Origin of the sequence: Achromobacter sp. F4_2707 (assembly GCF_047501535.1) — a bacterium.
Lineage (GTDB): Bacteria > Pseudomonadota > Gammaproteobacteria > Burkholderiales > Burkholderiaceae_B > Yanghanlia.
This window is the reverse complement of record NZ_JAZDRJ010000003.1, coordinates 90,880-117,645: the sequence shown is the minus strand read 5'-3', so window position 1 is coordinate 117,645 and position 26,766 is coordinate 90,880. Positions and strand designations below refer to the sequence as shown.

The window sequence follows — 26,766 nt, the reverse complement described above, 5'->3', positions numbered from 1 at the left end:
CATGATCACTCCTTAGCCCACTTTGAAAACATAGCCTTATAAGCAGTTTCCAAATCCCTCACAAAACCAGCCTCATCTAATAACGGACTGTTTTTCATATACCCAGAAAGATGATCTCTGATTTTTCCCAAACGCTCTAAATCATTAGCTAAGGAAACAGCCTTTTCAACATAATCACCTTCATTTTCAGCAATCAATTCCTGGCAACCTGCCGCGTGAAGGAATGATGCTCCCATGCGCCCGACGCTCGGACGATCAGCCAATGTCACATAGGGAACATTCATGCATAACATATCCATTAACGTCGTACCCGAGTTATGAGGAAAGCAATCCAGACCTATGTCCGTCATACCTAAAGATTTCCAAGGCGGACTATCATAACCAAGAAGCAAGCGTTCAGAACTCACACCAAGATCCATAAACTGACGCCTAAACTCATCACAAACCTGAGAATCGGCATAACTCGCACTATTAATAATCAAACGAGATTTAGGAACTCTTTCCAAGATCTCAGCCCAAGCTCGTATAACCCTCTTATTGATACGTATAGATCGAGATAAGCTTGTAAAAGTAATATAATCATTTCCTACTGCTGGCGCCCCCCATGAAAGATGAGTATTAATATCATCCCACTTCGCTCGATAAGCAGCAAAACAATGTGGCAATCGCCATATTTTTTCTGCAAAAATATTTTCACACCCTGGAGGACAAAAATATTGATCTCCGATGAAATAATCTATCGCTGAAACCCCTGTCGTGTAACCATAACCCAACCATGTAGCAGAAACCGGAGCTGGCTTTCTAGCAAAAACCCTTAATCGATTACCCGCAGTATGGCCAGAAAGATCAATTAGCACATCAATTTCATCAGCCCGTATCCGAGCCGCTACTGAAGCGTCGTCCAAACCAACGATAGATATCCATTCAGTTGCCAGCTCTTTAAATCGCTCAGTGACCGCATCCTCCACCTTGACATCTGAATAAGCAAAAATTTCAAATTCAGATCTATCATGCAGCTCAAATACTGATTCAAGAAATTTTGCCACCGCATGATTTCTATAATCTGCCGATACATAGCCTATACGTAAACGACGATTTATACTCCGATTATTCTTGTGTCTCTTCCACTCAACATATAAAGGTTTACATATATCCTCTTCAAACTTTTTATAATCCTGAAAAATCTCCTCTGCAGATCTATCTGGATCGTAATTACTAAGAAACAATAGATTCCCATAGACGCCTTCCCGATAAGCCACACTTTGCAAGTGCTCTCGATCCCGCAATGCCTTATAAGCCGCATCGACACCTTCTCTAACTCTCCCTTGACGCGAAAAAGCGGCGATTTGATTAATTCGCGCTGTAAAAATATCAGGATTTTCTTTAATTGCAACAGAAAAATACTGTTCTGCCTCTTGTAACTGGAGTGAATGCATACAAATCAGCCCCAAATTATTAAGCATTCTTCCATCACTAGCATCTTGCATCAAGGCTAATCTCCCAACCTGTACAGCCTCACTTTGCAATCGTTGCGCAAAAAGCATAGTAACCAATTCAACTAAAGCATCGACCTTCCATCTGTTTCTCGATGCAATCTTAGCCATTGTACTAAACGCCTCAGTATACCTACCAGTCTCTGCCTGACACCGAGCGAGCATCACGTGTGCGCGCACAAAATCTGGCGAGCGCTTAATGAACTGCCGCGTCAGCACCTCAGCCTCACCATAATTAAATTCTGCCAGTAACTTCTCAGCACGATTTAGTTGTGCCATTTGTTGTGGCGTAAGAAGCGGAGACTCAGCCACATCCATGCTTTCGGTTGCCCCTTCTTGCAACAAACAACGTTCTATCGAGGACAAATATAGCCCCCAGTAGGGAACGGCACCTTCGAATTGCTTCAAGCTCTTCAGTAAAAACTCACGCCAATTTTCCGGATCAGCCAACACCCCACCCATAAATGAAAGCTTGCTGATAAGCTCTGCCTGTAGCAAAGCATCCGTTTTTATCACTAGGCCAGTATCTGCGAATGGTTCGAATGCCTGAGCAATACCTTCCTGTTTCGCAAGGTTTAAAAACCTATCATCTCCTATTATTCCTCTCAAACCCTGTCTTTCAACAATATCGAAATCATTTTTCAACAATTCTCCCCATAAATTAAACGGGAACCAAGTTTTTTCCGACTCAATTGTCGTTGAATTCCTAACATCTTCAGATGATTTCTTAATCAAATAAGAAATTCCTGAAAGCAAACTTACATCTTTGGATATCGACGTATCGTATGGCCCAGAACCCAAACAATAATGTACGATATCCCATCTCATAAACCTCAGTAAGGAGGAACGAATCTTTAGACTCATTTCGCTAGAATCCTCTACACTCTCAGCACTTATACGTTCAACCGCAAGCCGCAACGCCGAGAAAGAAACACTACCTGGCCAGGCCAAAGCCAGTACATCCAGAATCAACGTTCCGACCATATCAGAGGTCTTATATTTCCGCCCCTGATGATTCACAAATACCGCACACCCTTCGTCATCTGGCAATCCCCAGGAATCTCTTTTCCATCCCGCAGCCCAGCTTAGATCAGTCAGTTTTTCCAGATCGGGCTGATATCTCGGCCCCATGCCTTGAGTAGCAGGCACCAATAAAGAATGCCGCACGCTTCGTCCCGTCGACAAGTCAAGGTACTGTAAGCGCATCGCGCCCCCCTGCCCCAAACCCAGCAGGCTATTAGTTAGCTGCACATTGCCGCCCCAACCTTCCGCCAGGTCTTGCGTAGCATTGCTATCGCCAACATAATCCAAACCCGCTTGCGCGGCCTGGCCAGCGAACTCGATAAAATAACGGGGTGTTGCAGGGTTGGCTAAAACGGCATCCACGCCCTCGTAGCGCAACTGGTTGGCCAATTGTTTAGCGGTATTCTCCAAGGCCCTGGCCTGCGGGTTAGCCTGTGCCATGCCTTCGTTAAACAAGGCGGTGGCAGCCTCTGCCTGAGCCAAAATCTGGGCCGGGTCGGAACTGTTATGCGCATGCATGAGCATGGCATCGCGCACGACTTCCACCATTTTGGCACCGGGGTAAATGTCGTAGCCCACGCAGGCAATGCCTTGAGGCCCCAGCAGGTCGGCGCAGGTCTGCAATAAAGCATCTGCAGCCTCGATAGCCAAGGTGCCGTACAAGCGGCGAATGATGATGTAATCGTATTGCCCGATATTGGCGTCAATCTGCTCCAGGCTCAAAGCATACAGGTGCAGATTATCAGCCCCCATATTGCGGGCCAGTTCTTGACCAGCCAGGCAGTCTTCCGCATCCAAGGCAATGCCGATGACTGTCGCTTCAGGGTAAGCCAGCGCAAAGGGCAGCAGGTTATTGCCCAGGCCGCAATCAATTTCCAGCACTCTCGCTTGCTGCAAGGCTACCGTTTCCACACCATATAAGTGCGCTACCGCCCGAATACGAACCGGCGACAATAAAGGGGACAACTGCTGCGGCGGTGTTTCGCCCTGCACATAGAAAGAGGGAGTCAAGCGCGGGGTGGCGTGTGTCATGGATACAGACCCGACCTAGAGAAAGGATGATTAGAACAAAAAAAGGGAATGCCACCCTGAAAGCGACATTCCCTCCATTACAGCAACTCGGTTACAGCCGGTCAAACCTGAAAAGCCTGAGCCATCCAGATTGATCGGTTTTCACCTGTAGCCGCTGATTAGCGCAGCAGCGACAGAACCGATTGCGGCACCTGGTTAGCCTGAGCCAGAACCGAAGTACCAGCCTGCTGCAGGATTTGAGCACGTGTCATGTTGGACACTTCAACAGCGTAGTCGGCGTCTTCGATACGCGAACGTGCGGCGGACAGGTTGGTAACCGTGTTGCTCAGGTTGGTAATGGTGGACTGGAAGCGGTTCTGAACAGCACCCAGTTCGCCGCGCAGTTGGTCAACTTGGGCCAAAGCAGCGTCCAGCTTAGCCAACGGGTTGGAAGAGGCCCCCGTGGTCAGAGATGTCAATGTCACATCATCAGCTGTCAGCGCGTATGCCGCAGTATCGGTACCTGTAGAAGTGGTCGACGTGGGGTCAACAGCAACGTAGAAAGTGGAAGTAGCACCAGTCGCCAGATCGTTACCATTGGAACCTGCTGTGATACCACGACTGTTCAGGTTTTCCACTTCAGTAGCAGACGCAGGCTGAACATTAACCGTTGCGTACCAATTTCCACGACCGTCTTCTATCAGTGATGTGCCAATAGTTACGCTGCCAGAAGCGACACCAAGACTCTGAGCAACCTTGATTTGCTCAGCATTGGTCATAGACACAGCGCTCGCGGTGAACTGGGTATCGGCACCGAAAACACTCTGGAACTGACTGGCCGCAACAGCACCAGCAACAACACCATCAGCATCAGTAATCTGACCACTAGCATTAACAGTAGGACCAGCCACGCTGAAACCATTCAGTTTCAGTGTCGAAGCAGTGATTTCCTTCAGGTTGATGGTGATGGTTTCGTTGTCGTGCGCACCAACCTGGATGGTCAGCTTGTTGTCCTTGGCCAGAACATTCACGCCGTTGAACTGGGTTTGCTCGGACACGCGGTCGATTTCAGCCAGACGCTGGCCGATTTCGTCCTGGATGGAAGCCAGGTCGGTATCGGAGTTGGAACCGTTGGCGGCCTGAACCGACAGTTCACGGATGCGCTGCAGGTTGTTGTTGATTTCGTTCAGAGCGCCTTCAGTGGTCTGAGCGATGGAGATACCGTCGTTGGCGTTACGGGTCGCCTGGGTCAGACCCTTGATGTTGGCGGTAAAGCGGTTGGCAATGGCCTGACCAGCAGCGTCGTCCTTGGCGCTGTTGATGCGCATGCCGGAGGACAGACGCTCAATAGCAGTACCCAGAGCGTTTTGCGACTTGGTCAGATTATTCTGGGAAACAAGTGCCAGATAGTTGGTGTTGATTACGGACATTTTGTAATGCTCCTGTAGGGAAATGGCAGCGGCTTGTTACTGCCGGTTTACCAGGAAAGCCCTTTCGGGTGGAATCCTGGCCCTTCACTAGTGTGCTGGGCAGGCCCTGTATTTCCTGTACAAGCTTGTTTACGGCTAGCGTTTCGGAAGGTTTAGGGCGTGCGACAAAATATTTTTGGTTTGTTACGTTTGGCCGGTGTAGCTGGCCTTCTTGAAGTGTTTACGGCCAGGGTCTGTGATTCTTTAGGGCGCTCCATTAGCTCCTCGAACCGCTGCCATTCTTCGGTGGTGAGGTTCCAGGCTTGATGGGGGTTGAGGGTGTCGTGCGGGGCTTGCTGCTCTGCCGTATGCGTGGTGGCGGTTGGCGTATAGGCGGCTGCGGGGCCAGTCAGGGCGTAAAAGGCCAAAGTCAGCATATAGGCAGGCCAGCAGCGGCGTGACAATATAGTTTGTGGCATGGGGTCGCCTTATTGGTAGGTGTACCCCAGAACCATCGCAGCCACGGCTAAGGTTGTCAGTGCAGAATCCGTGCGCGTCGATGCCCGGATTATGCTGGATGGACTACAATTTCGCTGAGTAATCAGGCAACTACAGTATGGAGGTCGTGATGCTGCACACCTTGACCGCGCCGCCGCCAGTACCTGTCGGCATCATCAAGACGTTCGGGCCGTTCGGCCCAAAATATGAAGTCGGCGAGCCTGTCGAGCAATTGGAAGATGGCGACTGGCTGGTTGAAATCGTCCTGGTGGAAACGGGTGAAAAAGCGGTATATCGCCGCACCCATATCCTTGATGACCCCGAGGCACACTAATTCACGTTTAAGAACGCAGCCTTCATCGGCCCTCCCGCACAGCCACATTTCATCTGATGGCCAGCGCGAAGTCGGCTCACGCACTTTCGGCAACCTCTGGAGCAATGCGGGGAAATAGGGATCAGCATCCGGTTTTAACTATAAGCAGCTGACTGCTGAGAACGGAGCAGCAGCCTGCTACGTACTTCCCCGCAAGGATGAATCCCTGCTTCTGCCCGCTTTTTCACAGCAAGAGTGCGTACAGTCATCTTCATGAACCACGAAGACGACGCCTCGTACAAACTGCTGTTTTCCTCGCCCGAAGTCGTACGCGATCTGGTGATGGGTTTTATCCCCGACGCCTGGCTGCACAGCCTGGATGCCGGTGCTGCCGATTGTGCTGTATAACGGCAACGGGCGCTGGACAGCCGCTACGGATATATCAGACCTGATTCCGAGAGCCCCCGGGCTGGTGGCGCACTACCTGCCCAAGTTAAAATACCTGTTGATTGATGAAAACCAGTTCAACTCGGCTGACCTGAAGCCGATGCGTAATCTGGTGGCGGCGATTATCCAGGCAGAACGACCCGAAAGCAACGAATCACTGCTGCAACTGATTGATCTGTTGAACGGCTTGCTGGCCAATCACCCTGAACTGCGCCGCACCTTTGCGATCTGGATGCGAGCAGTCGTCCTGCGGCAAAGCCGCCATACTCTGGCACTGCCCAAGATGCGCGACTTAAAGGAGCTGAAAATGACATTAGCTGAACGATTCGATGCTTGGGCCTTGCAGCATGAAGAGAGGGGTATGCGTAAGGGGATTGAACAAGGTATCAAACGAGGCATCGAAAAAGGTATCCAAAAGGGCTTGAAAACAGGCATTATCCAAGGTGAGGCCTTGGTGTTGCAGCGCCTGCTAGCCAAACGCTTTGGCCCGCTTTCCCCCGAAGCCATCCAAACCATTGCCACCGCCAACTCAGAACAAATCGACACCTGGCTGGATCGCCTATTTGACGCCAACTGCGTGGAAGATGTGCTGCGGGGCTGATGGCTGTAGCGAAGCACTAACCTCTACCTCTTCCGATACCGCACAAATAACAACATTGAAATGCAGCATCGGAACACGCGCAGGCAAAACCGCAAGAAACCTATCGCCAGATTGATAGTTTGTTCCAGCGCACTGGAAAACCCATATCCGCTACAGGTATTTTGTGCTGATCAAGCAGGGTTAGCAGCCTGTCGCGCCAACTGTGGTTGGGTGAAACGACATCCATACAATACAGCATGATTACCAAGGCGTTATAGAGCTTCCGAGAGCCTGGTTGAAACTGAGATTTCAAAAACGCTGGTTTGGCTCGCGGTAGTAATGGGGTGATGGTGAACTCCCGGTTCCACAAACGTCCGTGATGGGCAGATATATTTCTCACCAATGCTAAGTGATGAAGCCATGACCCCAACACTTTTTGATCCAACCCGTAAATTGATGCAATCGCCCGGCGAGTTGGCATAGGCTTCAAGTTTCCATACCAGCGTGATAACAATCCCAAGGACATTACCTCGCAAACCGCCCAAACGGGAGGGAGCGTTTCAGAATAGGTCGCCCTCAAATGCCGAATAAAAACCTCATCCGAACGCTGGACTTCCTGGGTCAATTTAAGAGAATCCGAATGCCATCGAGCGGGATTCGCTGCTAGCGAAATATCAAGATGAGCATGTGGCCCATGTTGATGGGCAAGGTGATAAGCCCATTGGCTGCGAACAGATACCTCTATGCGTTCGATGGCATCCAAAGCCAACAAGCGTAAACTGCGGTCGAAAACATAGAGATTCAGCGCATCCTCGAATCGAGTGCCCGGATGAAACTGATGGGGATTGTGGCTTATCTCGAAGGGTAGCCAATAGGCACTCAGGCGATAATAGTTCAGATGCTGAAGGTAGAACTTGGCTGACTCTTCATCATCGACATGCATACCACGCTGCCGGAGGATGGCTGCCTGCTGATCGTAGGTCGTCGAGGGCTTTGTGAATGGGGATGTCGGCGTCGTCATGGCAGGCTCATGTCGTGATGCGGCCTGTCGGCTAGCGATGTACTGGCCCAGAAATGAGTAACCCGCCGGTTTGAGGATACGCTTTCGCGCATAGCCTTGGCGGGTCTTGTTGTCACAATTATACCGGACTTCGACGTTATTAGATAGACGGGGGGACGAGAGCTAGAAACGATGTCTTCTTGCACCTACAAGGAGTAAGCCTGGTCAGCGTCCTACCCAGCGTAAGCACCAGCATGCGCCTGTCATAACAGATACTTTCTTGCAATCACGGCAGAAGTGACTATGACGCTACTCACGCCCACCAACGTCCAGCACACGCCAACAGGGTATTTTTATAGTCATGCAACAACTAATTTCAGGCGTTCCAGGGTGGAAAAGTTGTTCCACTGAAGGCCATTGAGAGCCAGAAAATTTGTGTATATTGCTGTGTATATTATTTTGGGTGGTTATAGTTTTTATTATTATAAATCAACCACTTATTCCCTTATCGGCTGTCCGTGTTGATTACAGACATTTGCAATGCTCCTGTAGGGAAATGGCAGCGGCTTGTTACTGCCGGTTAACCAGGAAAGCCCTTTCGGGTGGAATCCTGGCCCTTCACTAGTGTGCTGGGCAGGCCCTGTATTTCCTGTACATGCTTGTTTACGGCTAGCGTTTCGGAAGGTTTAGGGCTTGCGACAAAATATTTTTGGTTTGTTACGTTTGGCCGATTTGGCTGGCCTTCTTGAAGTGTTTACGGTGGTGGGCGGCGGTTCTTTAGGGGGTCAGTTCATTTCCGGGGTGATTCAGCCATCCAAACCATTGCCACCGCCAACTCAGAACAAATCGACACCTGGCTGGATCGCCTGTTTGACGCGAGCAACGTGGACGAGGTGCTGCGCGGCTGAGTGGAGAAAAAAACTTATCGCCAGATGGGTAATTTTTCCCAATACACTCGAAAACCACCACACCCTGGAGCTGCCCAAGGTGCGGTCGGCTCATCGCCTAGCCGTCGTCACGTCGGGTGAGGGTCCGCCTTGAGCCGTAGCTCTTCTCGAGTAGCTTCGTCGATAAAACCCAGGTTATATATGTGTTCGATGAACGCGGAATGACCGAGTTGCAAGGCTTGCGCTGCTTTTTTAGTTTCTTCAATTCCGTATTGTTGAAATACGGTGCGAACTGCCTCCCTGGAAGCAAGAAACATGACGGCAAAGGCGTTTGCGCGCTTTTCGGTGCGGGGGGAAGTCCAGGGGCCACTGACATGCGACAACCTTTTTGCTCGAGTGCGGTCGAATAAAATGTGGCATAGCTCGTGCGCTAATGTGAAGTTGCACCCCGCACGCGTTTGGTTGAACGGGCTACTTGTATTGACAAGAATAGCCGGAGAAAAACCAGGACCTGCGATAGCAACCCCACGAATCGTGGTGGTGTCTAACGCCAGTTCTTTAATTGTCACACCTAGGTCGTGCAGGTATTTCCCGATGTTGACGTTTTTTTGTTCGGCGGGGATGTTGAGTTCTTCCCTGATCTCGTCGGCAAGGTCGTAACCTTCTTCGTATGGGGCGAGGGCATGATTCCAGCCTCGGTCATCTACAAGCCTGGTAAGACTGTCTGTCTCTGTGCCGTCTTGCTGTGCCTCCAGAAACTGTATTAGTCGTGCGGCATCTTGCGCGCCTATGGAGGGGTTGAGACCCCCGAACATCAGTACGGCGGGATCCAGCTCGGCAATGGCAGGTACGCCTTCAACAAGAACGCTGGCGCTATTGAGCTTTGTTGGTTGACGAACGTTTTGCAATAGGTTTTGCAGCCGCTCGTTCAGATACTTGAGTTCAAGTGACTTGAGCGGTGTTCTCTGCAGGAGCTGGAAGCGTTCACGCAATCTGCCGATGGCGGCATCATCAGCTTCCGTTATTCCCTGCGCGGAGCTGAGTGCCCAGTCAAGGAACTCCCAGAGTGGCTTGGCAACCGCAGCGACTTCAAACGTGGCGTAGCCCGGAGGAGACGTCAAAGCAAATCCAGCAGGGGCGTGCTGTGGCTGCCTGCCTGCCCAAGAAATTTCGATATCATCGCCCAGACGACGAAAACAAATGTCCGGAAACAGCGCGCTGGGGTCGGCTGCCCTTAAGGCATGCCGTTTCCACCAGCTTTGTATCGCCATGTATTTCAGTTGCTCTTCTTCATTGATGGAGCCAATATATCGGCCCAAGGCGGCAAATACCGCCGTTGCGGCAGGTGCACCGGTGCTTTCAGGCCAGGCGTAGTTTTCTTCATGAAGGATTGAAGTCCAGTGATGTAGTAACCACTCAAGCAATGGAGCGAGGTACCAAGCGATATAGTTGCTTTCTGAATCGTTGTGACGACGCGCTGTTAATACTTGGCGGCCAACCGTGATCTGGAGGTCTCCGGTGGACCAACCGCCTTCTTGTGGCAAGCGCTCACGAGGTTCGGTGTCACGAACCCAGCGAGCTGCAATTTCAAAGAGTTCTGGATTACCAAAACGTTTTAAATCGTTCATGACTCACCTGCCTTGATAGCCCAATGCAGATCGTCTTTATCCGGCTGCCAATGTCTTTTGATTTGCCGTCGGCTTACTTTTTCTTCGGTAACCCATTCCCTGACGATCTCCGGTGGCACAGCTTCCCAAGGGATGGGGTAGCCGTGCCATGTACCATCCCCACTGAGTTTTGCTTCGAATGCAATGCCTTTTGTGAGCCTCTGTATAAAGAAGTGGATGCGGGGCTGTTGGTCATGGCGGACATGATACGCTGGAGATCGGATCACCTGTTGTAGAGACAGTAGCCATAGGTATTTTGCCACATTGGACGTTCACAGGCTCAACCCATTTTCCCTGCTCCAGCTTTCCCCTAGAGTGGATGCGACTTGTCTGCGCGGGAGCACTGCCCTGCTCTCCAACTTCATCAGCACTCACCAACGCGACCGGCGTGCCGATTGCATCTGGCAGGTTAAGCGCCGTGAAGGCGACTTACTGTATCTACTGATATTGCTGGAACACCAATCTGCGGCAGACCCCATCATGAGTATTCGCATCATGGGCTATGCGGCGCTGCTCTATGAAGACTGGGTGATGCGTGGCCTCCAACATATGAGTGATGCCAATCAGCCCCTTCCCAGCCATTACAAGCCGCTTTCTTTCACGTACTTAAGGCGCATTTCCATGATGCGATGCGCTAGCCCATGCAGGGCGACGTAATCGTCTTTCATCATGCTTGTCATGCCGGTATCTTCAAATTTTTTTATTGTGCATGCCACTTCTTTATCCAGCACATCGAGCTGGGCAATAAGGAGGCGATACGCTTCTGCTTCAGCGCGCTTTTCTGGCGTTTCAGGCATGGAATTTTCTCGACATTTTTTCATGATCCGGTCGCCACGCTAGTGGTTCTCGGGCTCTGAGTATGTAGAAGCGTACCATTCCAGCGCAGACGGCCACTGCGGCTGCCATCCACTGCTTCTCAGCCTTACGTTTGACAGCCTTTTGCCACTGGGCGGTTGCGAGCGACGGCTTGGCGGTGACGCGCCGATGATTCTGGCAATGCCGTCGTAGAGTTCCGCTGTAGGCAACGGGTGGCTGTCGGTACCGATATAAACCGGCTGCGGGTCGGGTAGCGTAAGCAGGTGTGCACAGGCACGGGCGGCATCGTCGATGTGGATTCGGTTAGCCCAATGCCCGTGGCCGCCGGGGGCCTGGATGGTGCCCTGGCGCAAGCCCTGCAGCAAGCGTGACCGCCCCGGGCCGTACAGGCCCGACAGCCGCAATGCCACTCCAATTTTCGGGGGCAGCATGGAAGCGAGAGCCGCTTCGGCGCTCAGCAAGGCTGCGGCCCGAAAGCCGGTATTCTGCACCGGGGTGTTCTCATCCACCCACGCTTCCGATGGCCCCCACACGGCAGAGGAGCCCACCAGCACGCAGCGCTGGAGCTGCGCTAAGGTGTGCATTGGCAGCGCATTCAACAGCCTGGGCAAGCCATCGGCGTACACATCTGCATAGGCTTCAGGTGTTCTGCTGCCGGGTGCGGGGGCATACAGAATGTGGGTCACCCTGGTAAATTCTTCTTCAGCCAAAAAAGCCAGGCTGGATGCGCTTTGCAAGTCTGCCTGATGCCAGGTAATTATGTCGCCGGCGCCGGGTTCGACCTTGCGACGGCGCAGGCCGATGCAGCGCCAGTGCGAGGGGTCAAGCAGCTTGGCGGTGCGCTCGCATAAGTCGCCACCGACAAGTAGAAGCGTGTTTACTGCCACTGAGTTAAGCCGACGCGGCCATTAATGCCTTGCGCACATCGGCAGGTAAACGGCTGGCGGCGGCTTCGTCAAGAATGATTCGGGCGCGCTGGTGTTTTTTCAGTATGGTAAAGGGCACGGCCTCGGTGACTTCGCGCCGATACCATTCGGCTACGATTTCGGCCTTGTTTTCACCCGTGGCCACCAGCAGCACTTCGCGCGCTTGCATGATTTCCACCATGCCCATGGTGATGGCGGAAGCGGGAACAATGGCATCGCCCTCGAAGAAACGGCTGTTGTCGATGCGCGTGCGTTCTGACAACTGCACCACGTGGCAGCGGCTGTCGAACGGCGTGCCCGGTTCGTTAAAACCGATATGGCCGTTGCTGCCTACGCCCAGTAGTTGCAGTTCTACGCCGCCTGTTTGTTCCAGCTTGGCGGAGTATTCCCGGCTGTGCTGCTCAAGGTCGGGCGCGAGTCCATCGGGCACGTGCAAGCGCGTAGGGTCGAATTCCAAGTGCTGAAAGAGGTGTTGGCGCATATAGGCCGAGTAGCTTTTGGGGTGATCAGGCCCCAAGCCGACGTATTCATCCAGATTGAAGGACGTCAGCCTGGAGACATCAACTTTTTGCTGACGTACCCGCTCAACGAACCGCGCATAAATCGGTTCCATGGTGCCGCCCGTTGCCAAGCCCAGCACAACGTCGGGCTTGCTTTTGATCTTGGTGATCAGGATGCTGCTGACATGCTCAGCAATGGAAGAGGCGTCAGGAAAGATCTGGAGCATAAGCGTGTTTTGGTTGGTACGCAGGGGTCAAATGGCGCAAGGCCGATTTTATTGCGTCAAAGCCGAAAATCGTAGCACGACAGCTTACCCTACAAGGGAAACCACACTTGAAAAAATGCGTCAAAGTGGTTGCAGCGGCTTTCTTGTTGTTATTAGGGCCGAACCTGCCAGAACTTCTTCCAAGCTTGGGGCGGTGGCAATGGTAACGATCGGCCCGGCCAACGTAACCACCAGAAAACCGACGATGGGCGGCGCCCACCACAACCTGCCCATCAGGCGCCCTGCCCCTGCGGCCACGGGCGGCACCATAAGCACAGCACCAATAATGACTACGGCGCCGCCGTATAGGGATAACTTATATGGACGCCTCCCGGAGAGTCAAGCGGATTTTAACGATTTGGCATAAAGGTGAGGATGCAGTCTTATATCCGGCCTGTTGGTGCAGGGTACAAGCCTGCTGGCCCTGATGGAATCCGCTACGACGAGGTCCTCATCTGATCATCGAGCTCAAGGCTCATCATCCCTATCGGGTTTTCCTCGCGTCGGTCCGACCTATTTTGCCATCACGTATCTATCGCCATCACTCCTTGAAGCTGCCTTTAAAACCTAAAAAATATTGTTGACGTGAGTCATCTGCTGTTCCTACGCGACCGCACTGAACGCGGCGGGGTCATAGGGCCTGCCTTTAGCAAGCACCGCCCAGATCGTGCGCGCCAGCTTATTGGCTACCGCCGCCACTGCCACGTTGTACGGACGCCGGGCCAGCAGCGCCGCTATCCACGGCACGTTCCGGTGGCGTATCACGATGGAGCGGGCTCCGTGCATGAGCAAGGTACGCAAGTACACGTCACCCCGTTTGGACAACCCCAGTTGTCGCACATGACCGCCGGTGCCGCGCTGCCTGGGAACCAGTCCAGCCCAGGCGGCAAATTCGCGCCCCGATTTGAACGACGACGCTTCTCCCATGGTGGCTACTGCAGCGGTTGCCGTGAGCAACCCCACGCCGGGTATCTCGGCAATCTGCTGGCATTGCGGCGTCTCGCGCAACACGGCGGCGAGCCGGCGTTCAATGACATCGATCTCAACCTGCATCTGCTGCACTCGCGCCCATTGCTCGCGCAGGCTATCGAGCAACATGGCAGGCAACTGCGTATCAAGTGCTGCCAGGGTATCGGGCAGTGCCTTCAGAAGCGCGGTGTGGCCTTGAGGCAAAACGACGCCAAACTCGTAGAGCAGCCCGCGCAGGGCGTTGGTCTGCATGATGCGAAACTTCATCAACTGGGCGCGCAGGCGATGCAGGGCCAATACGCTTTGCTGCACCTCAGTCTTGATGGCCACCTCATGCGCTTCGGGCTGCTGAACCGCCGTCCAGATGGCCCGGGCATCCGCCGCATCGGTCTTGTTGCGCAACACAAAGGGGCGCACGCTCTTCGGATGCAACAGGCGCACCTCATGACCTTGCTCAACCAGTTTGCGTGCCCACCAGTGAGCGCCGCCACACGCCTCGATAGCGATAAGTGCCGCTTGGCGTTGCGCAAAGAACTCCAGCACCTGGTTGCGTCGCAGTTTATGGCGCTGAACTTCACCTGTCTCTGGATTAACGGTATGCAGTTGAATGACTTGCTTGGCGATGTCCATGCCGAATACGGTATATTTCATGGTGGATCCTCCTGTCTTTTGTGGCTATTCATAGAACCACTACTTTGACACCAAGATGTCGTGACAGCGAGGATCCACCTTCAGGGTTTTCCTCTACGCTGCCATATCACCCCGTTGCCGGGGGGAGGCGTCCATACCATCTGCATCAGCGCCACGCCGAAAACGGTGGAAAACACCGCCATCATCCATAAAAGCCTGCTCCAGAAATTTTCCATTGCGTCCCTGCTTCCTTTAGTCGCTCGACAGCATGATAGGCAGGCGCCCAGTATGCATAGGTAGTCGCCTGGTAGGCATATGCCGTGGCCCGGTAGGCCCTTCTGAATTCAGTGTACCGCCGTTGGGCCGATTTTCAGTTTCAAGACCAAGCCGCCCTGACACGCGCGAATAATTCAAAGGGCCGGTACGCAAGTCGCTGCAGGCCCGGCACCAAACTTGCCACGTTTCCAGTGCAATCGTCGCGGCATTGCGCCGCTATTTTTCTGGAGGAATCATGGCTATTAAAACCCTTGAAGACCTGTTCATTCATGAGCTGTCTGATATTTACAGTGCCGAGAAGCAAATGACCAAGGCGCTGCCTCGCCTGGCACGCGCTGCTGAGAGCGCGGATCTTGAAGCAGCTTTCACGGCGCACTTGGAAGAAACTCAGGGCCAGGTGGAAAGAATCGATCAGGTGGTTGAAATTCTGGACATCAAGCTCAAGCGCATGAAATGCGTTGGCATGGAAGGGCTGGTTGAGGAAAGCAAGGAAGTGATTGACGCCATCCCCAAGGGGGCGCTACGCGATGCGGCGTTGATTGCTGGCGCGCAGAAAGCGGAACACTACGAAATTGCCAGTTACGGCACGCTGTGCGAACTGGGCAAGCAACTGGGCTATACCGATGCGGTCAAGCTTTTGAAAAAGACCCTTGCCGAGGAGAAAGCGACTGATGAGAAACTGACGATGCTCGCCGAAAGTAGCGCCAATGCCAAGGCTGCTGAAGTGTAAATGACTCACCCCCGCTGCCCTGCCCTTGCAGGGAACCGCTGGTTGCCAAGCATGGCGATCAGCGGTTTTTTTGTTCGTGCGTCGATGGCAACGGCGGTTGCCGACACGGAGAATAGGCGATTCAACGCCTCTTCTTTATAACTAGCAGGCATATACTACTGCCCAGAATTTCGTTCCTGATGCATGAAGCTGACGTTACCATGCGTTACCTTGCCATAACACTGAACAACGAGAATTTATGCGTACAGCAATCAAAGTATCAGGCGCCTTGGCCCTGCTGTCGGCTTTGGCCGGGCCGGGGCTTGCGGCGGCGGATCAACCCATCTTCGACGTGAAGGTGCTGGCCGCTGCCTGTGCCAACTGCCACGGCACAGATGGCCGCTCCCCTGGCAGCATTCCTTCCATCGCGGGAAGGCCGGAAACTATACTGAAAAAACAGCTGCTGGCATTCAAAGCCGATACGCCGCCCGCAGGCACAACGGTCATGGATCGCTTGGCCAAAGGCTTGAGCGATGAGCAAATCAGTGCGCTCGCCCTGCATTTTTCACAAATTTCCTCGTCACCATCCAGCCAAGAGGTTGCCCAGAAATGAGTCAGTCCAGCAATTTTTCACGCCGTCAGTGGTTGACGACAGTCGGCAAGGCAACCGCAGCCGGCGCGGCTTTGATGCTGGCCCCCGCTTATGCGCGTGGTGCAGCCGGCAAGGTCGTGGTGGTGGGAGGCGGTTTTGGCGGCGCCACGGCGGCCAAATACATTAAGCGGAACAACCCAGCCATTGATGTCACCCTGATCGAGCCCGCCAAAACGTACTACACGTGCCCGTTCACCAACTTGTACTTTGGTGGGCTGCGTACGTTTGAGCAACAAGGCCATGGCTTTGACGAACTGAAGTCCATGGGTGTGCGGGTGGTGCATGATTTCGCTTCTGGCGTGGATGCCGATAAGAAACAGGTCAGCCTGGCTCGCGGCGACACCCTGCCCTACGACAAGCTGTTGCTTTCCCCCGGCATTGATTTCCGCTGGAACGCGTTGGAAGGCTACGATGAAGCCGCTGCTGAACGAGCTCCCCACGCTTGGAAAGCCGGCAAGCAATCGGTGTTGCTGAAGGAACAGCTGGAAGCCATGCCCGACGGCGGCACGTTTGTGATGGTTGCGCCTGCCAACCCGTTCCGCTGCCCGCCCGGGCCCTATGAGCGTGCCAGCATGGTGGCGCATTACCTCAAGCACAACAAGCCAAAATCCAAGGTTCTGATTCTCGACGCCAAAGACGCCTTCTCCAAGCAGGGCTTGTTTCAGGCGGGTTGGGACCGCTTCTACGGCGACCTCATCGAATGGGTTCCCCTTTCCCAAGACGGTAAGGTGGTGCGCGTGGATGCAGCCAACCTCACCGTGGAAACCGAGTTTGGTGAAACCCACAAGGCGGATGTGTTGAACGTGATTCCGCCGCAGAAAGCGGGTGCCATTGCCGAGATTGCCGGTGTGACCAACGAAAGTGGTTGGGTGCCGGTGAAAGCGGAAACCTTTGAATCCGAACGGGTGGCTGATATTTACGTGGTGGGCGACGCAACCATTGCTTCTCCCATGCCGAAATCCGGTTTCTCGGCCAATGCGCAGGCCAAGGTAGCCGCTGCTGCCATCGTCAGCGCGCTGGCAGGCAAACCGCACGCCATCGCTACCTTTGCCAACACTTGCTACAGCCTGATTGCGCCGGACTACGGTATTTCCGTGGCTGCCACGTATCAGATCGAGGACGGCAAAATCATCGAAGCTTCGGGTGGCGTCAGCCCGGCCAACGCCGACGATACCTTCCGTAAGCTGGAAGCCGAATACGGTGAGTCCTGGTATCAGGCCATCGCGCTCGATAGCTGGGGCACGCGCGCATAGGTTAAGGCCACATGACTCATATCGAGCTGGTACTTTGGGCAGGCCTGACCATCGGCCTGCTTTTTGGGGCCTGCGGGCAGGCCACCGGGTTCTGCCTGCAACGCGGTTTGGCACAGCGTTGGTCTGGCGATAACGGCTGCAAATTGCAGGCCTTTTCGCTGGCTCTTGCTGTCGCCTTGCTCGGCACCCAAGGCTTGGCGCTGGCGGGGCTGGTCGACTTGAGCAAGTCGCTTTACCTCATGCCCAGCTATTCTTGGTTGCTGTTGCCTGTGGGGGGTGTGCTGTTCGGTTACGGCATGGGTCTGGCCAATGGTTGTGGCGCACGTGCCCTGGTCTTGTTGGGCAGCGGCAACCTGCGCTCCCTGGTTGTGCTGCTGTGCCTGGGCATTGCCGCCTACATGACGCTTACCGGTGTACTGGGGCCGTTGCGCATGGCCCTGGCCACGCCGACAACAATCCGCCCTGAATGGCTGACTGTGCCGGCTGGCTGGCCGCGCATGGCCCTTACCGTGGCGGCCACGGCCGCCCTGCTGGCTTATGCTTTACGCAAGCCCGCCGCTGCACCTGCACAACGCGCTGCAGACTTGGCCGGCGGCCTTGTCATTGGCCTGCTGATTGTTGCGGGCTGGTTTGTCACGGGTTGGCTGGGCAACGATGATTTCGAGCCGTTGCCAGTCATTTCTCTAACTTTTGTGGCCCCCGTGGGCGACGTCATCCAGTACGCCATGCTGGCCACAGGCATGAGCCTGCGTTTCGGCATTGCTGTGGTGGCAGGTGTGGTGCTGGGCGCCCTGCTGTTTTCCGTATTGCGTGGCCGCTTCAACCTGCAGGGCTTTGAGACGCCTCGGCAGATGCTGCGTTATATTGCCGGCGGCGCACTGATGGGCGCAGGCGGTGCGCTGGCACTGGGCTGCTCCATCGGCCAAGGCCTCACCGGGCTATCCACCTTGTCGTTCAGCTCCATGATTTCCGCCGCTGCTATTGTGCTTGGTGCACGGCTGGCCTGGATGCAATTCCACCGATAGAACCATGTCTTTGCAGAATTCTTCTTCCTCTTCCTTTTCCTTAAAGCGCCGCCAATGGCTTAGCCTGGCCGGCGCCGGCCTGTTGGGCTCACTGGCTCCACGCTTGGTACATGCCACGCCAACCTCCTGGCAGCAGGTCGATGCGGCCCGCAACAGCGTGGGCACTGCCAAGGTACTGAATGAGGGCCTGCAACTGACTCTGCCGCTGGTGGCGGAAGATGGCTCGTCTGTCCCCCTGACCGTTTCATCCCAAGCCCTGCAAGGCACCCGCATTACCCGCCTGGAATTGTTTGCTCCCGGCAACCCTACGCCAGAAGTGGCGATATTCGAGTTCGGGCCGGAAATTCAAACGGTGAACCTGGCCACGCGGATTCGCCTAAGCGAGTCGCAAACCGTGATAGCCGTGGCCCACACCGAAGACGGGCGCGCCTTGGTAGCGGAACGTCCAGTGCGGGTGACAGTCAGCGGTTGTATTGCCCCGGCCGCGCCCGACCCGGCTTCAGAAATGAAAGCGCGAGTGCGTGTGCCAGACGCCTGGGCGCTGGGCGCACCGGTTGAAGTGCTGACGATGATTTCCCACCCCATGGTGACCGGCTTGGCGCAAGATAAGAGCGGCCAGACGCCACCCACCCGCATCATTGAGCGCTTTGAGGCCACACTTAACGGCCAGCCTTTAATCAACGCACGCTATTTCCGTTCGCTGGCGGCCAACCCTTACTTGAAGTTCGGCCTGACCCCGCAGCAGGCTGGTGAACTGGCACTTCAATGGGTGGAAGACACAGGCCGCAAGGTCGAGCATCACGCCGACATACAGCAAGCCTGAGTACAAGCTGCGCCCCGCCCTGACACGCGCCGAAGGCCGGCCAAAGGTGTTAAATTTCCGTCAGCACATTTAGGAGCAATGACGGATGTCGGGTGAAATGATTCAGTTGGTGGCGATGGCGGGGCTTTTTCTGGTGATCACCATCGTTGGCTCGGTTGCTCTTTACCGAGCCGGGCGGCCGGGTTGGTGGCTGCCCATTCTCTTCATGGTTCTATTGATTGGATGGCCTTTACTGCGTCAAGCGCTAGGCTGGTGACAAAGGCCATCTCTCCCTGCTTTCAAACGCCCTACTCGACCAGTTCGATTTGGGGCGCATTCACCGCGCGAACCCGGACTTTTTCCGTGGGCGGCATCAGGCGGGCCACGCCTTTGAGCACCCCTTCTCCGTTCTGATTGGACACAACGCAGTCCATCACAACCCGCTTTTTGACGTCGTCTTTTTCCTTGACAGTGGCCTCGACGGTAAGCGTGTCGCCAATGCGCACAGGCCGGATGAACTTCAGTTCCTGCCCAAGGTAAATGGTACCTGGCCCGGGAAAGCGTGTACCAAACAGCGCTGAAATCAACGCCCCAGCAAACATGCCATGGGCGATCACGCCCTTGAACATGGTTTCATTGGCGTACGCTTCATTCAAATGCGCGGGGTTGATATCCCCAGACACGGCGGCAAATGCCCGCACATCTTCCTGCGTCACGGTACGGGTCAGTTGCTGGCTCTGGCCAACCTGCAGTTCATCGTAAGTGACGTTTTCCATCCATTCTGCATCATGCGCAGACGTACTCATATTGAATCCTTATTCCTATGTTCTAGCTGAATTTCCGTATCGGACTTAATCGGCGTACCGCACCATCACGTATTCGCCCGGCGCATCGCACACCACTTTGGCCGGGTCGATGGCCGGCGGCGTCACGGGCTTGCCTGAGCGTTCTTTCAGCCATTCATGCATAGCTACCCACCAGGAACCCTCGACCACTGGCGTGGTGGCCCGCCATTCGTCCGGGTCCACCCAGCCTGCGTTATCTTCAATGCTATTAATCTGATAACTGCGGCGAGGGCGCCCCGGCTCGGAAACGATGCCGGCGTTGTGGCCGCCCGCAGCCAGCACGAATGTTACGTGCGTGTCGGTCTGCAGTTGAACCTTGTAGACCGATTTCCAGGGCGAGACGTGGTCGCGCGTGGTGGCCACCACCATCATGGGTGCCTGAATATCCTTCAGCGCAACCGTATGCCCGGCAAAGCGGTACTGCCCGGCAGATAAAGCGTTGTTCAGGAACAAGGCCGTGAGATATTCCGAATGCATGCGCGCGGGCAGCCGGGTGGTGTCGGAATTCCAGCTCATCAGGTCGAAGCGGGCATCGTCCTCGCCCAACAGGTAGCGGCGGGTATTGCGCCCCCACAGCAGCGCCCGCGATGCCAGGAACACAAAGGAACCGCCCATCTGCTTGCCCGACAAATAGCCTTGTTCATTCATGGTCTGGCGCAGAGAAGCAAGCTGTTTTTCATCAATGAAAACGCCCAGCTCGCCCGGTTCGGCAAAATCGGTCTGCGCAGCCAATAGAATAACGGAGGCCAGTTCTGGAAGGTTTTCTGGAATCAGAGCCTGTTCCTTTGGCGTGCGCGGCTGGCCTTTCTTGCGCGCCATACGACCTAACGCTGCCGCCACAATGGCCAGGAACGTACCGCCCAGGCAATAGCCTACCGTATGCAGCCGTTTGGCACCCGTGGCTTCCATGGCGGCCAGCACGCCCTTGCTCAGGTAGTCCTGCATTTTGAGGTCGCGGTCGGAGGCATCCGGGTTGCGCCACGAAATGATGTACACCGTATGGCCTTTATCTACCAGGTACTTGACCATGGAGTTATGCGGTGACAAATCCAGAATGTAGTACTTCATAATGCACGACGGCACGATCAGCACCGGCTCGGGCAGCACTTTATCGGTGGTCGGGCTGTACTGAATCAGCTCGATCAGATGATTGCGGAACACCACCTTGCCCGGCGTGACGGCGACATCTTTGCCAACGGCGTACGCCAAGGGCGGTAGTGCTTCGCTGGGGGTGTCGGGCCTGGCCGCCAAGGCTTCTTCCAGGTCCTCCATGAAGAAACGCATGCCGTTTCTAAGCGTCTCGCCCTTGGTTTCCCACGCTTTTTTCTTAGCTTCCGGGTTGGTCCACAACCAGTTGGAAGGCGACATCGCATCCAGTGCCTGCCCGGCAAAAAAGTTCACCATGCGCTGATGATGGCGCGACAGCCCGTCGCCGTGGTCGGCCGCTTCGCGCCACCAGGCGTCGTAAGCCTTATAGCCTTCTTTGAAGACGTTGTAAGGCCATTGCTGCCAACCTGAATCGGAAAATCTCGCATCGGTTTCTGGTATGTCGGCCGTCTGACTCTTCGCGATGTTCTGCATGGCTTGCAACGAGAGTTCCATCGCCCGTTGCGCCATTAGAGATTGTCGGCCGGGAGAGCTGGCCCAGTTCTTAACCCAATCGGTATACGCCAGGGACAAGGCAATGGGGGAAAGCCCATTAAAAGCCTTCGCCATGCTGGTTTGCACCAGTTCATCAAACGACTGGGCAGCCTGCCGTTGCCGTTCGCGGATGGCGTCGCTATCAAACACAGTACTCATTTATGGAAAGACTCTCGCTGTTTAATTTTTACGTCATGAAAGATATGAAAAGTATTGTAACGTTAATAATTGACGCGCTTGTGACAGGACCTGCCCAACCGCGCCTGAACAGACGCTGTTAAGTAGACCGATGTGGGCTCAGTGAGCCCATGCGCACTCATTGGTCTGGTATTGACGAGCCCCCGAGTTTGGGAATCCAACGCATGTAGAGGACGGACGCCACTAACTCAACCATGGTTTGGGTCACCACGATGGCGGGTAGCACGGGGAGGCCTCCGGGCACGGCCAGAGCTAGGGGTAACACCACCAGGGAATTGCGCGTGGCCGAGCTAAACGCGACGGCACGGCCGGCTGCGGGTGGCAAGCCCACGAAGCGAGCAACACCCCACCCGAGGAAGGGCGCGACCGCAGCAAAGACGGCATACAACGGCAGCACGCGCACGGCGGCCTCGATCGCCGCACCGGACTGCGGCACCACTGCAGCTACCACGATAAACAGCACCAGGGCGGTTGCCGGAACGGGCAGCACGCTCAATCCACCAAGCACACGCGCACCGGTTTTGCGACGCTGCGCCCACTGCTGCACGACAGCCGCCGAGCTCAGGGGCACAGCGATCAGCCACACAAAAGCATGGACAAACGGGCCAAGTTGCACCACAGCTGCCGCTTCAACTCCCAAAAGCGCACGTAGGTAGATCGGCAACAATAGGATTTGCACAATCAAAAGCAGCGGCGTAGAAGCCAGCAACAGCCGGGCATCGGCGCGCCCAATATGCGAGAACGTCACCACATAATCAACGCACGGCGTAAGCAGCACCAAGAGAAAGCCGAGGCGAATCATCGGGTCTGCCGGTACGAACTGCACCAGAAACACAACCAGCAGTGGCACGATGAGGAAATTGGATACCAGCAACGCGGCCAGAAATCGCGTGTGGGTGACAGCACGGCCCAAGTCGGCCAGCGGCACCTGCAAAAAGGTCACGAACAGCATTAAAGCCAGCGCAGGATTAATCGCCTGTTCCAGCGCCGCTATAGCAGGCGCCAGCACCGCAACAGCGGCAGCCAGCAGCACCGCCGCAAAGTAGATGAGGATTTGGTGCAGCTCCAAGCGGTCTCGGAGTGCAGAGGTGAAGTGGGTCAAATCGGGTGCCTTTCATCTGGCGCTGACAATCCGCTCCAGAGTTTCTTCTAACAACGCCCGATCCGCCAGTCGCTTAGCGTCGGTGCGCTTAGCCAAGTTGTGCAACTTGCGCCGTACCCCTGGCAATTTTGCCGCATGTCCTAGCTCGATCAGGCCGAAGTCCGGCTGCTCGAGCTCCACGGACCGTAGAAACATACACGATGATTCATCCAGCCACTCGGCCACACGCGCCAACAAGCGCTCGTGAACATCTAATAAAGCTTCGGCTTCGACAGGCTCAGCCGTCATTCCTTTGAAATGCGCGTCGAATATGGCCGCGAAATCTGTTGGCACGCGAGGAGCCAACATCTCCCACGCTGGTTTAGGGCTACAGGTCAGGTAGACGAGAAATGTGCGCCAGAGCAGCTGATCTGTCCGCTCATCCTCCAGCAGCAAACCGACATCGAACAGATCTCGCGGATGCTGCCTCGACAGTGCGGCTGCCAGCTTACCGGCATAGAGATCGGCGAAGCTCAGCACTTGAACCGACGCAAAGCCAAATATTTCCTCAACCCTCGGGCGAACCACCATATTCCGCACCGGATGCACCGTGCCTCGCATCACCGGAGTCGTCTCGATCTGCACCCGCGCACGGCCACGGCTGGCCACCAATCGAGTAACGCTTGCGCCATCGCCCGCAGACAACTGTACTTGAAGCTGCAGCGGCCTGACACGCAGCTTATCGGCCAAGCGCTCAAGAGCTTCCGAGATCAGCTTTGCATCTTCAGCATAGTCATGTACTGGCAACCACGCCAAATCAATATCCACCGACAGACGAGGCAAATCGTGCTCAAACAAATTGATTGCCGTACCGCCCTTGAGCGCGAAACGCGGTTCCTGGCCAAGTATCGGCAGAATATCAAGCAACAGCCGTACACGATCGGTATAACGACGGTCCCAATGTTCAAACAAGGTGCTCATCAAGTTCTCTCGGCAAGGTTATCTGATAAGTGGGATGCAAGCGTCCGCCCGGCACCAGCGCTCGTTTGCCCCGCCCCAGATCTACGCCATCCAATGGAACATGAGGCAACCACGCATGACGATGACGTTCAGCTAACGCTAAAAACAACCGTTTTGCCTTGATACTCCGACAGTGATGCAGCATCAGGCCCACCCTCCGCGGCCGCAACGTAGTCATGGCTTGCATCAACGCATCTACCTCATAGACTAACGTTGCATCGGTAACGCTGTGGCACAACTCCAGTATGGCCCGCTCGGGTGTAGAGCAGACTAAGGCATCAGTACTCGATGTGATCTGATGCCAAGCCAGCCCATGTTCGGACATCATCTCTTCGGACATCTCTTCGGTGAACAAAGAAGGAAGCAGGTCGAACCCCCCTCTTCCCAGGAACTCGAAACACTGTTCCAACGAAAGTTTGCCGAGCCAACTAGGTGGCCGCGAGGGCCCATACAGAGTGATCGTTCCCGCTTCCCCGAAACGCAAGTAGTGCTCGTGCCCCATCAGGCTCAGGGCGAAACGACCGCCGACATGTAGAGGTAACCCTTCCCCGATTTGCAGGCTGCGTACCACTCCCTCCCACTGCAGGTGACCGCCCTTGCGCATGTAGACCCCACGAGCAGGCGACACCAGCCAGCCGCTGCTCACATAGCGTGAGACGAGGCTGTTGGTGTAACCATGAGCCCGCAGCCAGCGGCTCGATACGAGCCGAGTGTCGCTCAGCTCGGCTAGCAAAAGGTTCAACTTTCGTGAATTTCGATCACCCATAGAGAGTAAATTACTATTCTTATAAACCCTTGCCAAGGCAAAATAGTTTATAAGAGAAGAAAAAGGATCATTTATAGTGATCATTTTAAGTAGAAAACAAACCAGAATGGCATTGCCCGACCAACGGAAAGTTCAGGCAGCCGTGCAGGCTCAACGCGCCTTGGCAGCTTATTTGGCAACGCGCATCGCGCACCATGAAAAACACCATGACCAGATCACGCGGTTGAACACGGCTTGCGCCGGCGGCGTTCACGCTCCAGGTCAGCGATCTCGCCCCGCTGCAATGCTAGCTTGTAATGACCCAGCGGTTTCTGCTCAGCAAATCACTGGGTCGGTACACTCCATGCCAGACGAAAATACAAAAAAGCCCGCAATTACGCGGGCTTTTGAGCATTTCATGCCATCAGGTGCCTGGCGTGGAATTATTCCCACTCAATCGTCGCAGGCGGTTTGCTCGAGACATCGTACGTAACGCGGTTAAAGCCGCGCACTTCGTTGATGATTCTTGAGGAAACCTTTTTCAGCAGCGAATACGGCAGTTCGGCCCAGTCTGCAGTCATGAAGTCGGTGGTTTGAACGGCTCGCAGGGCTGCGACGTATTCGTAGGTGCGGCCGTCGCCCATGACGCCGACGGATTTCACGGGCAGGAAGACCGCGAAAGCCTGCGAGGTGAGGTCGTACCAGCTTTTGCCGCTGTTGTGGTCGATGGTGTTGCGCAGTTCTTCGATGAAGATGGCGTCGGCCTGGCGCAGCAGGTCGGCATACTCTTTCTTGACTTCGCCCAAAATCCGCACGCCTAGACCGGGCCCCGGGAAGGGGTGACGATAGACCATGGCGGGCGGCAGGCCCAGGGCGATGCCCAGCTTGCGCACTTCATCTTTGAAGAGTTCGCGCAGCGGTTCGAGCAGCTTGAGGTTGAGGGTGTCGGGCAGGCCACCCACGTTGTGGTGCGATTTGATCGCCACGGCCTTGCCGGTTTTAGAGGCCGCCGATTCGATGACATCCGGGTAAATGGTGCCTTGAGCCAGCCAGCGTGCGTTCTTGAGTTTGCTTGCCTGTTCCTGAAAGACTTCCACAAACTCTCGGCCGATGATTTTGCGCTTTTCTTCCGGGTCGGTCACGCCCACGAGTTTGCTCATGAACTGTTCGGAGGCATCCACATGGACGACCTTAACGCCAAAGTGCCCGGCAATGGTATCCATGACTTGCTGGCCTTCGTTCAGGCGCAGCAGGCCGTGGTCCACGAACACGCAGGTGAGCTGGTCGCCAATCGCCTTGTGGATGAGCGCCGCCGCAACGGAAGAGTCTACCCCGCCGGACAAGCCGAGGATGACTTCCTCATCGCCCACTTGCTTACGGATGTTCTCGATGGCTTCCTGCACGTAGTCCGGCATGTTCCAGTCGTGGGTGCAGCCGCAGATTTCCGTGACGAAGCGGTTCAAAATCGCTTCGCCCTGCAAAGTGTGGGTGACTTCCGGGTGGAACTGCACACCGTAAAAGCCGCGTGCTTCGTCGGCCATGCCGGCAATCGCGCAACTTGGGGTGGAGGCCATGAGCTTGAAACCCGGGGGCAGCGCCGTCACCTTGTCGCCGTGGCTCATCCAGACTTTCAGCATGCCGTGGCCTTCGGGGGTGCCGAAATCTTGCAGGCCGTCGAGCAAGCGAGTGTGACCGTGAGCACGCACTTCGGCGTAGCCGAATTCGCGCTGATCAGACCACTCCACTTTACCGCCCAGTTGCAGGGCCATGGCTTGCATGCCATAGCAAATGCCCAAGACAGGTACCCCCAACTCAAACACTTGGCCAGGCACTTTCAGAGCTTCTTCCTGATAGGCAGAAGCATGGCTGCCTGAAAGAATAATGCCCTTGAGGCCGTTTTGTGCTTTGAGGAAGGTATGATCTATGTCACCTGGGTGTATCTCACAATAAACGCCGGTGTCGCGGATGCGGCGAGCGATGAGTTGGGTGAACTGGGAGCCGTAATCAAGAATAAGTATGCGCTGATGCATGGTGAAAGCATATAGAGGATTCAAGGCGTTAATGTAACGTATCACACCGGTTTT

At 55.0% G+C, this 26,766-nt stretch carries 26 protein-coding genes; 10 read left to right on the top strand and 16 right to left on the bottom strand.

All coding sequences use genetic code 11. From position 1 onward, the window contains the following. Window positions 1-5: 5 nt before the first annotated feature. From VRY85_RS04180 to VRY85_RS04170, 3 genes are all read right to left on the bottom strand, one after another. Complete coding sequence (locus VRY85_RS04180) at window positions 6-3,527, bottom strand: methyltransferase regulatory domain-containing protein (RefSeq protein ID WP_414597348.1); 3,522 nt, start codon at window positions 3,525-3,527, stop codon at window positions 6-8. 179 nt (window positions 3,528-3,706) lie between these two features. After that, window positions 3,707-4,957, bottom strand: coding sequence for a FliC/FljB family flagellin (locus VRY85_RS04175; RefSeq protein ID WP_414597347.1), 1,251 nt, complete (start codon window positions 4,955-4,957; stop codon window positions 3,707-3,709). A gap of 152 nt (window positions 4,958-5,109) precedes the next feature. Further along, window positions 5,110-5,415 carry a hypothetical protein gene (locus VRY85_RS04170; RefSeq protein WP_414597346.1) on the bottom strand — a complete coding sequence of 102 codons (306 nt, stop codon included), beginning with the start codon at window positions 5,413-5,415 and terminating at the stop codon, window positions 5,110-5,112. A gap of 149 nt (window positions 5,416-5,564) precedes the next feature. On the opposite strand from VRY85_RS04170, the gene VRY85_RS04165 reads away from it, so the two are divergent. The 3 genes from VRY85_RS04165 (at window position 5,565) to VRY85_RS04155 (ending at window position 6,795) form a co-directional block, all read left to right on the top strand. Beyond that, window positions 5,565-5,768 (top strand): DUF5397 family protein, encoded by a 204-nt coding sequence (locus VRY85_RS04165; RefSeq protein ID WP_414597345.1) that lies wholly within the window; start codon window positions 5,565-5,567, stop codon window positions 5,766-5,768. 252 nt (window positions 5,769-6,020) lie between these two features. Continuing rightward, window positions 6,021-6,155, top strand: coding sequence for a hypothetical protein (locus VRY85_RS04160; RefSeq protein ID WP_414597344.1), 135 nt, complete (start codon window positions 6,021-6,023; stop codon window positions 6,153-6,155). Further along, on the top strand, window positions 6,127-6,795 hold the full coding sequence (locus tag VRY85_RS04155) for a DUF4351 domain-containing protein (protein ID WP_414597343.1): 669 nt from the start codon (window positions 6,127-6,129) through the stop codon (window positions 6,793-6,795). Before VRY85_RS04160 ends, VRY85_RS04155 begins: the two co-directional genes overlap by 29 nt. Before the next feature lie 100 nt (window positions 6,796-6,895). Here the strand turns inward: VRY85_RS04155 and VRY85_RS04150 are convergent, their stop codons facing one another. Together VRY85_RS04150 and VRY85_RS04145 are read right to left on the bottom strand one after the other, a co-directional pair. Further along, the gene (locus tag VRY85_RS04150; protein WP_414597342.1) at window positions 6,896-7,795 is read right to left on the bottom strand and encodes an Abi family protein; all 900 of its coding nucleotides are present in this window, start codon (window positions 7,793-7,795) and stop codon (window positions 6,896-6,898) included. Between the two features lie 994 nt (window positions 7,796-8,789). After that, entirely contained in the window at window positions 8,790-10,289 is a 1,500-nt protein-coding gene (locus VRY85_RS04145) for an ImmA/IrrE family metallo-endopeptidase (protein WP_414597341.1), read from the bottom strand. Between the two features lie 354 nt (window positions 10,290-10,643). On the opposite strand from VRY85_RS04145, the gene VRY85_RS04140 reads away from it, so the two are divergent. Then, window positions 10,644-10,985 carry an Rpn family recombination-promoting nuclease/putative transposase gene (locus VRY85_RS04140; RefSeq protein ID WP_414597340.1) on the top strand — a complete coding sequence of 114 codons (342 nt, stop codon included), beginning with the start codon at window positions 10,644-10,646 and terminating at the stop codon, window positions 10,983-10,985. On the opposite strand, the gene VRY85_RS04135 is transcribed toward VRY85_RS04140, so the two are convergent. The 5 genes from VRY85_RS04135 to VRY85_RS04115 all read right to left on the bottom strand — a co-directional run bounded on the left by VRY85_RS04135 (window position 10,910) and on the right by VRY85_RS04115 (window position 14,456). Continuing rightward, on the bottom strand, window positions 10,910-11,125 hold the full coding sequence (locus VRY85_RS04135; protein WP_414597507.1) for a hypothetical protein: 216 nt from the start codon (window positions 11,123-11,125) through the stop codon (window positions 10,910-10,912). The genes VRY85_RS04140 and VRY85_RS04135 overlap by 76 nt on opposite strands. Window positions 11,126-11,164: 39 nt before the next feature. Continuing rightward, window positions 11,165-12,031: an NAD-dependent epimerase/dehydratase family protein gene (locus tag VRY85_RS04130; protein WP_414597339.1), complete on the bottom strand. Its 867-nt coding sequence runs from the start codon at window positions 12,029-12,031 to the stop codon at window positions 11,165-11,167. Window positions 12,032-12,035: 4 nt separating this feature from the next. After that, window positions 12,036-12,797: a glucosamine-6-phosphate deaminase gene (gene nagB, locus VRY85_RS04125; RefSeq protein WP_414597338.1), complete on the bottom strand. Its 762-nt coding sequence runs from the start codon at window positions 12,795-12,797 to the stop codon at window positions 12,036-12,038. Between the two features lie 120 nt (window positions 12,798-12,917). Further along, window positions 12,918-13,106: a hypothetical protein gene (locus VRY85_RS04120; protein WP_414597337.1), complete on the bottom strand. Its 189-nt coding sequence runs from the start codon at window positions 13,104-13,106 to the stop codon at window positions 12,918-12,920. Between the two features lie 333 nt (window positions 13,107-13,439). Further along, window positions 13,440-14,456 carry an IS110 family transposase gene (locus VRY85_RS04115; RefSeq protein ID WP_414597336.1) on the bottom strand — a complete coding sequence of 339 codons (1,017 nt, stop codon included), beginning with the start codon at window positions 14,454-14,456 and terminating at the stop codon, window positions 13,440-13,442. Between the two features lie 490 nt (window positions 14,457-14,946). Here VRY85_RS04115 and VRY85_RS04110 point away from each other — a divergent pair, with 490 nt between their 5' ends. The 6 genes from VRY85_RS04110 to VRY85_RS04085 all read left to right on the top strand — a co-directional run bounded on the left by VRY85_RS04110 (window position 14,947) and on the right by VRY85_RS04085 (window position 19,429). Next, complete coding sequence (locus VRY85_RS04110) at window positions 14,947-15,441, top strand: ferritin-like domain-containing protein (RefSeq protein ID WP_414597495.1); 495 nt, start codon at window positions 14,947-14,949, stop codon at window positions 15,439-15,441. A 238-nt stretch (window positions 15,442-15,679) separates the two neighbouring features. Continuing rightward, complete coding sequence (locus tag VRY85_RS04105; RefSeq protein WP_414597335.1) at window positions 15,680-16,033, top strand: c-type cytochrome; 354 nt, start codon at window positions 15,680-15,682, stop codon at window positions 16,031-16,033. Next, window positions 16,030-17,325 carry an NAD(P)/FAD-dependent oxidoreductase gene (locus VRY85_RS04100; RefSeq protein WP_414597334.1) on the top strand — a complete coding sequence of 432 codons (1,296 nt, stop codon included), beginning with the start codon at window positions 16,030-16,032 and terminating at the stop codon, window positions 17,323-17,325. The genes VRY85_RS04105 and VRY85_RS04100 overlap by 4 nt, the downstream gene beginning before the upstream one ends. 11 nt (window positions 17,326-17,336) lie before the next feature. Then, window positions 17,337-18,350 (top strand): YeeE/YedE family protein, encoded by a 1,014-nt coding sequence (locus VRY85_RS04095; RefSeq protein WP_414597333.1) that lies wholly within the window; start codon window positions 17,337-17,339, stop codon window positions 18,348-18,350. A gap of 4 nt (window positions 18,351-18,354) precedes the next feature. Beyond that, the gene (locus VRY85_RS04090; RefSeq protein ID WP_414597332.1) at window positions 18,355-19,173 is read left to right on the top strand and encodes a quinoprotein dehydrogenase-associated SoxYZ-like carrier; all 819 of its coding nucleotides are present in this window, start codon (window positions 18,355-18,357) and stop codon (window positions 19,171-19,173) included. 85 nt (window positions 19,174-19,258) lie between these two features. Beyond that, window positions 19,259-19,429 (top strand): hypothetical protein, encoded by a 171-nt coding sequence (locus VRY85_RS04085; protein ID WP_414597331.1) that lies wholly within the window; start codon window positions 19,259-19,261, stop codon window positions 19,427-19,429. 31 nt (window positions 19,430-19,460) lie between these two features. Here the strand turns inward: VRY85_RS04085 and VRY85_RS04080 are convergent, their stop codons facing one another. The 6 genes from VRY85_RS04080 to guaA all read right to left on the bottom strand — a co-directional run bounded on the left by VRY85_RS04080 (window position 19,461) and on the right by guaA (window position 26,712). Continuing rightward, entirely contained in the window at window positions 19,461-19,958 is a 498-nt protein-coding gene (locus VRY85_RS04080) for a MaoC/PaaZ C-terminal domain-containing protein (RefSeq protein ID WP_414597330.1), read from the bottom strand. Window positions 19,959-20,003: 45 nt separating this feature from the next. After that, window positions 20,004-21,797 (bottom strand): PHA/PHB synthase family protein, encoded by a 1,794-nt coding sequence (locus tag VRY85_RS04075; protein WP_414597329.1) that lies wholly within the window; start codon window positions 21,795-21,797, stop codon window positions 20,004-20,006. A gap of 157 nt (window positions 21,798-21,954) precedes the next feature. Then, window positions 21,955-22,938, bottom strand: a complete 984-nt coding sequence (locus VRY85_RS04070) for an arsenic resistance protein (protein WP_414597328.1) — start codon at window positions 22,936-22,938, stop codon at window positions 21,955-21,957. 12 nt (window positions 22,939-22,950) lie between these two features. Further along, entirely contained in the window at window positions 22,951-23,898 is a 948-nt protein-coding gene (locus VRY85_RS04065; RefSeq protein WP_414597327.1) for a nucleotidyl transferase AbiEii/AbiGii toxin family protein, read from the bottom strand. Then, window positions 23,882-24,703, bottom strand: a complete 822-nt coding sequence (locus VRY85_RS04060; RefSeq protein ID WP_414597326.1) for a type IV toxin-antitoxin system AbiEi family antitoxin domain-containing protein — start codon at window positions 24,701-24,703, stop codon at window positions 23,882-23,884. Before VRY85_RS04060 ends, VRY85_RS04065 begins: the two co-directional genes overlap by 17 nt. A gap of 422 nt (window positions 24,704-25,125) precedes the next feature. After that, entirely contained in the window at window positions 25,126-26,712 is a 1,587-nt protein-coding gene (gene guaA / locus VRY85_RS04055; protein WP_414597494.1) for a glutamine-hydrolyzing GMP synthase, read from the bottom strand. Window positions 26,713-26,766 lie beyond the last annotated feature (54 nt).

Excerpts from the sequence above, each read along its gene's own strand:
- VRY85_RS04175 (WP_414597347.1), bottom strand. The coding sequence starts at position 4,957 with ATGTCCGTAATCAACACCAACTATCTGGCACTTGTTTCCCAGAATAAT.
- VRY85_RS04170 (WP_414597346.1), bottom strand. The coding sequence starts at position 5,415 with ATGCCACAAACTATATTGTCACGCCGCTGCTGGCCTGCCTATATGCTG.
- VRY85_RS04165 (WP_414597345.1), top strand. The coding sequence starts at position 5,565 with ATGCTGCACACCTTGACCGCGCCGCCGCCAGTACCTGTCGGCATCATC.
- VRY85_RS04160 (WP_414597344.1), top strand. The coding sequence starts at position 6,021 with ATGAACCACGAAGACGACGCCTCGTACAAACTGCTGTTTTCCTCGCCC.
- VRY85_RS04155 (WP_414597343.1), top strand. The coding sequence starts at position 6,127 with ATGCCGGTGCTGCCGATTGTGCTGTATAACGGCAACGGGCGCTGGACA.
- VRY85_RS04150 (WP_414597342.1), bottom strand. The coding sequence starts at position 7,795 with ATGACGACGCCGACATCCCCATTCACAAAGCCCTCGACGACCTACGAT.
- VRY85_RS04145 (WP_414597341.1), bottom strand. The coding sequence starts at position 10,289 with ATGAACGATTTAAAACGTTTTGGTAATCCAGAACTCTTTGAAATTGCA.
- VRY85_RS04135 (WP_414597507.1), bottom strand. The coding sequence starts at position 11,125 with ATGCCTGAAACGCCAGAAAAGCGCGCTGAAGCAGAAGCGTATCGCCTC.
- nagB (WP_414597338.1), bottom strand. The coding sequence starts at position 12,797 with ATGCTCCAGATCTTTCCTGACGCCTCTTCCATTGCTGAGCATGTCAGC.
- VRY85_RS04120 (WP_414597337.1), bottom strand. The coding sequence starts at position 13,106 with ATGGTGCCGCCCGTGGCCGCAGGGGCAGGGCGCCTGATGGGCAGGTTG.
- VRY85_RS04115 (WP_414597336.1), bottom strand. The coding sequence starts at position 14,456 with ATGAAATATACCGTATTCGGCATGGACATCGCCAAGCAAGTCATTCAA.
- VRY85_RS04110 (WP_414597495.1), top strand. The coding sequence starts at position 14,947 with ATGGCTATTAAAACCCTTGAAGACCTGTTCATTCATGAGCTGTCTGAT.
- VRY85_RS04105 (WP_414597335.1), top strand. The coding sequence starts at position 15,680 with ATGCGTACAGCAATCAAAGTATCAGGCGCCTTGGCCCTGCTGTCGGCT.
- VRY85_RS04100 (WP_414597334.1), top strand. The coding sequence starts at position 16,030 with ATGAGTCAGTCCAGCAATTTTTCACGCCGTCAGTGGTTGACGACAGTC.
- VRY85_RS04095 (WP_414597333.1), top strand. The coding sequence starts at position 17,337 with ATGACTCATATCGAGCTGGTACTTTGGGCAGGCCTGACCATCGGCCTG.
- VRY85_RS04090 (WP_414597332.1), top strand. The coding sequence starts at position 18,355 with ATGTCTTTGCAGAATTCTTCTTCCTCTTCCTTTTCCTTAAAGCGCCGC.
- VRY85_RS04085 (WP_414597331.1), top strand. The coding sequence starts at position 19,259 with ATGTCGGGTGAAATGATTCAGTTGGTGGCGATGGCGGGGCTTTTTCTG.
- VRY85_RS04080 (WP_414597330.1), bottom strand. The coding sequence starts at position 19,958 with ATGAGTACGTCTGCGCATGATGCAGAATGGATGGAAAACGTCACTTAC.
- VRY85_RS04075 (WP_414597329.1), bottom strand. The coding sequence starts at position 21,797 with ATGAGTACTGTGTTTGATAGCGACGCCATCCGCGAACGGCAACGGCAG.
- VRY85_RS04065 (WP_414597327.1), bottom strand. The coding sequence starts at position 23,898 with ATGAGCACCTTGTTTGAACATTGGGACCGTCGTTATACCGATCGTGTA.
- VRY85_RS04060 (WP_414597326.1), bottom strand. The coding sequence starts at position 24,703 with ATGGGTGATCGAAATTCACGAAAGTTGAACCTTTTGCTAGCCGAGCTG.
- guaA (WP_414597494.1), bottom strand. The coding sequence starts at position 26,712 with ATGCATCAGCGCATACTTATTCTTGATTACGGCTCCCAGTTCACCCAA.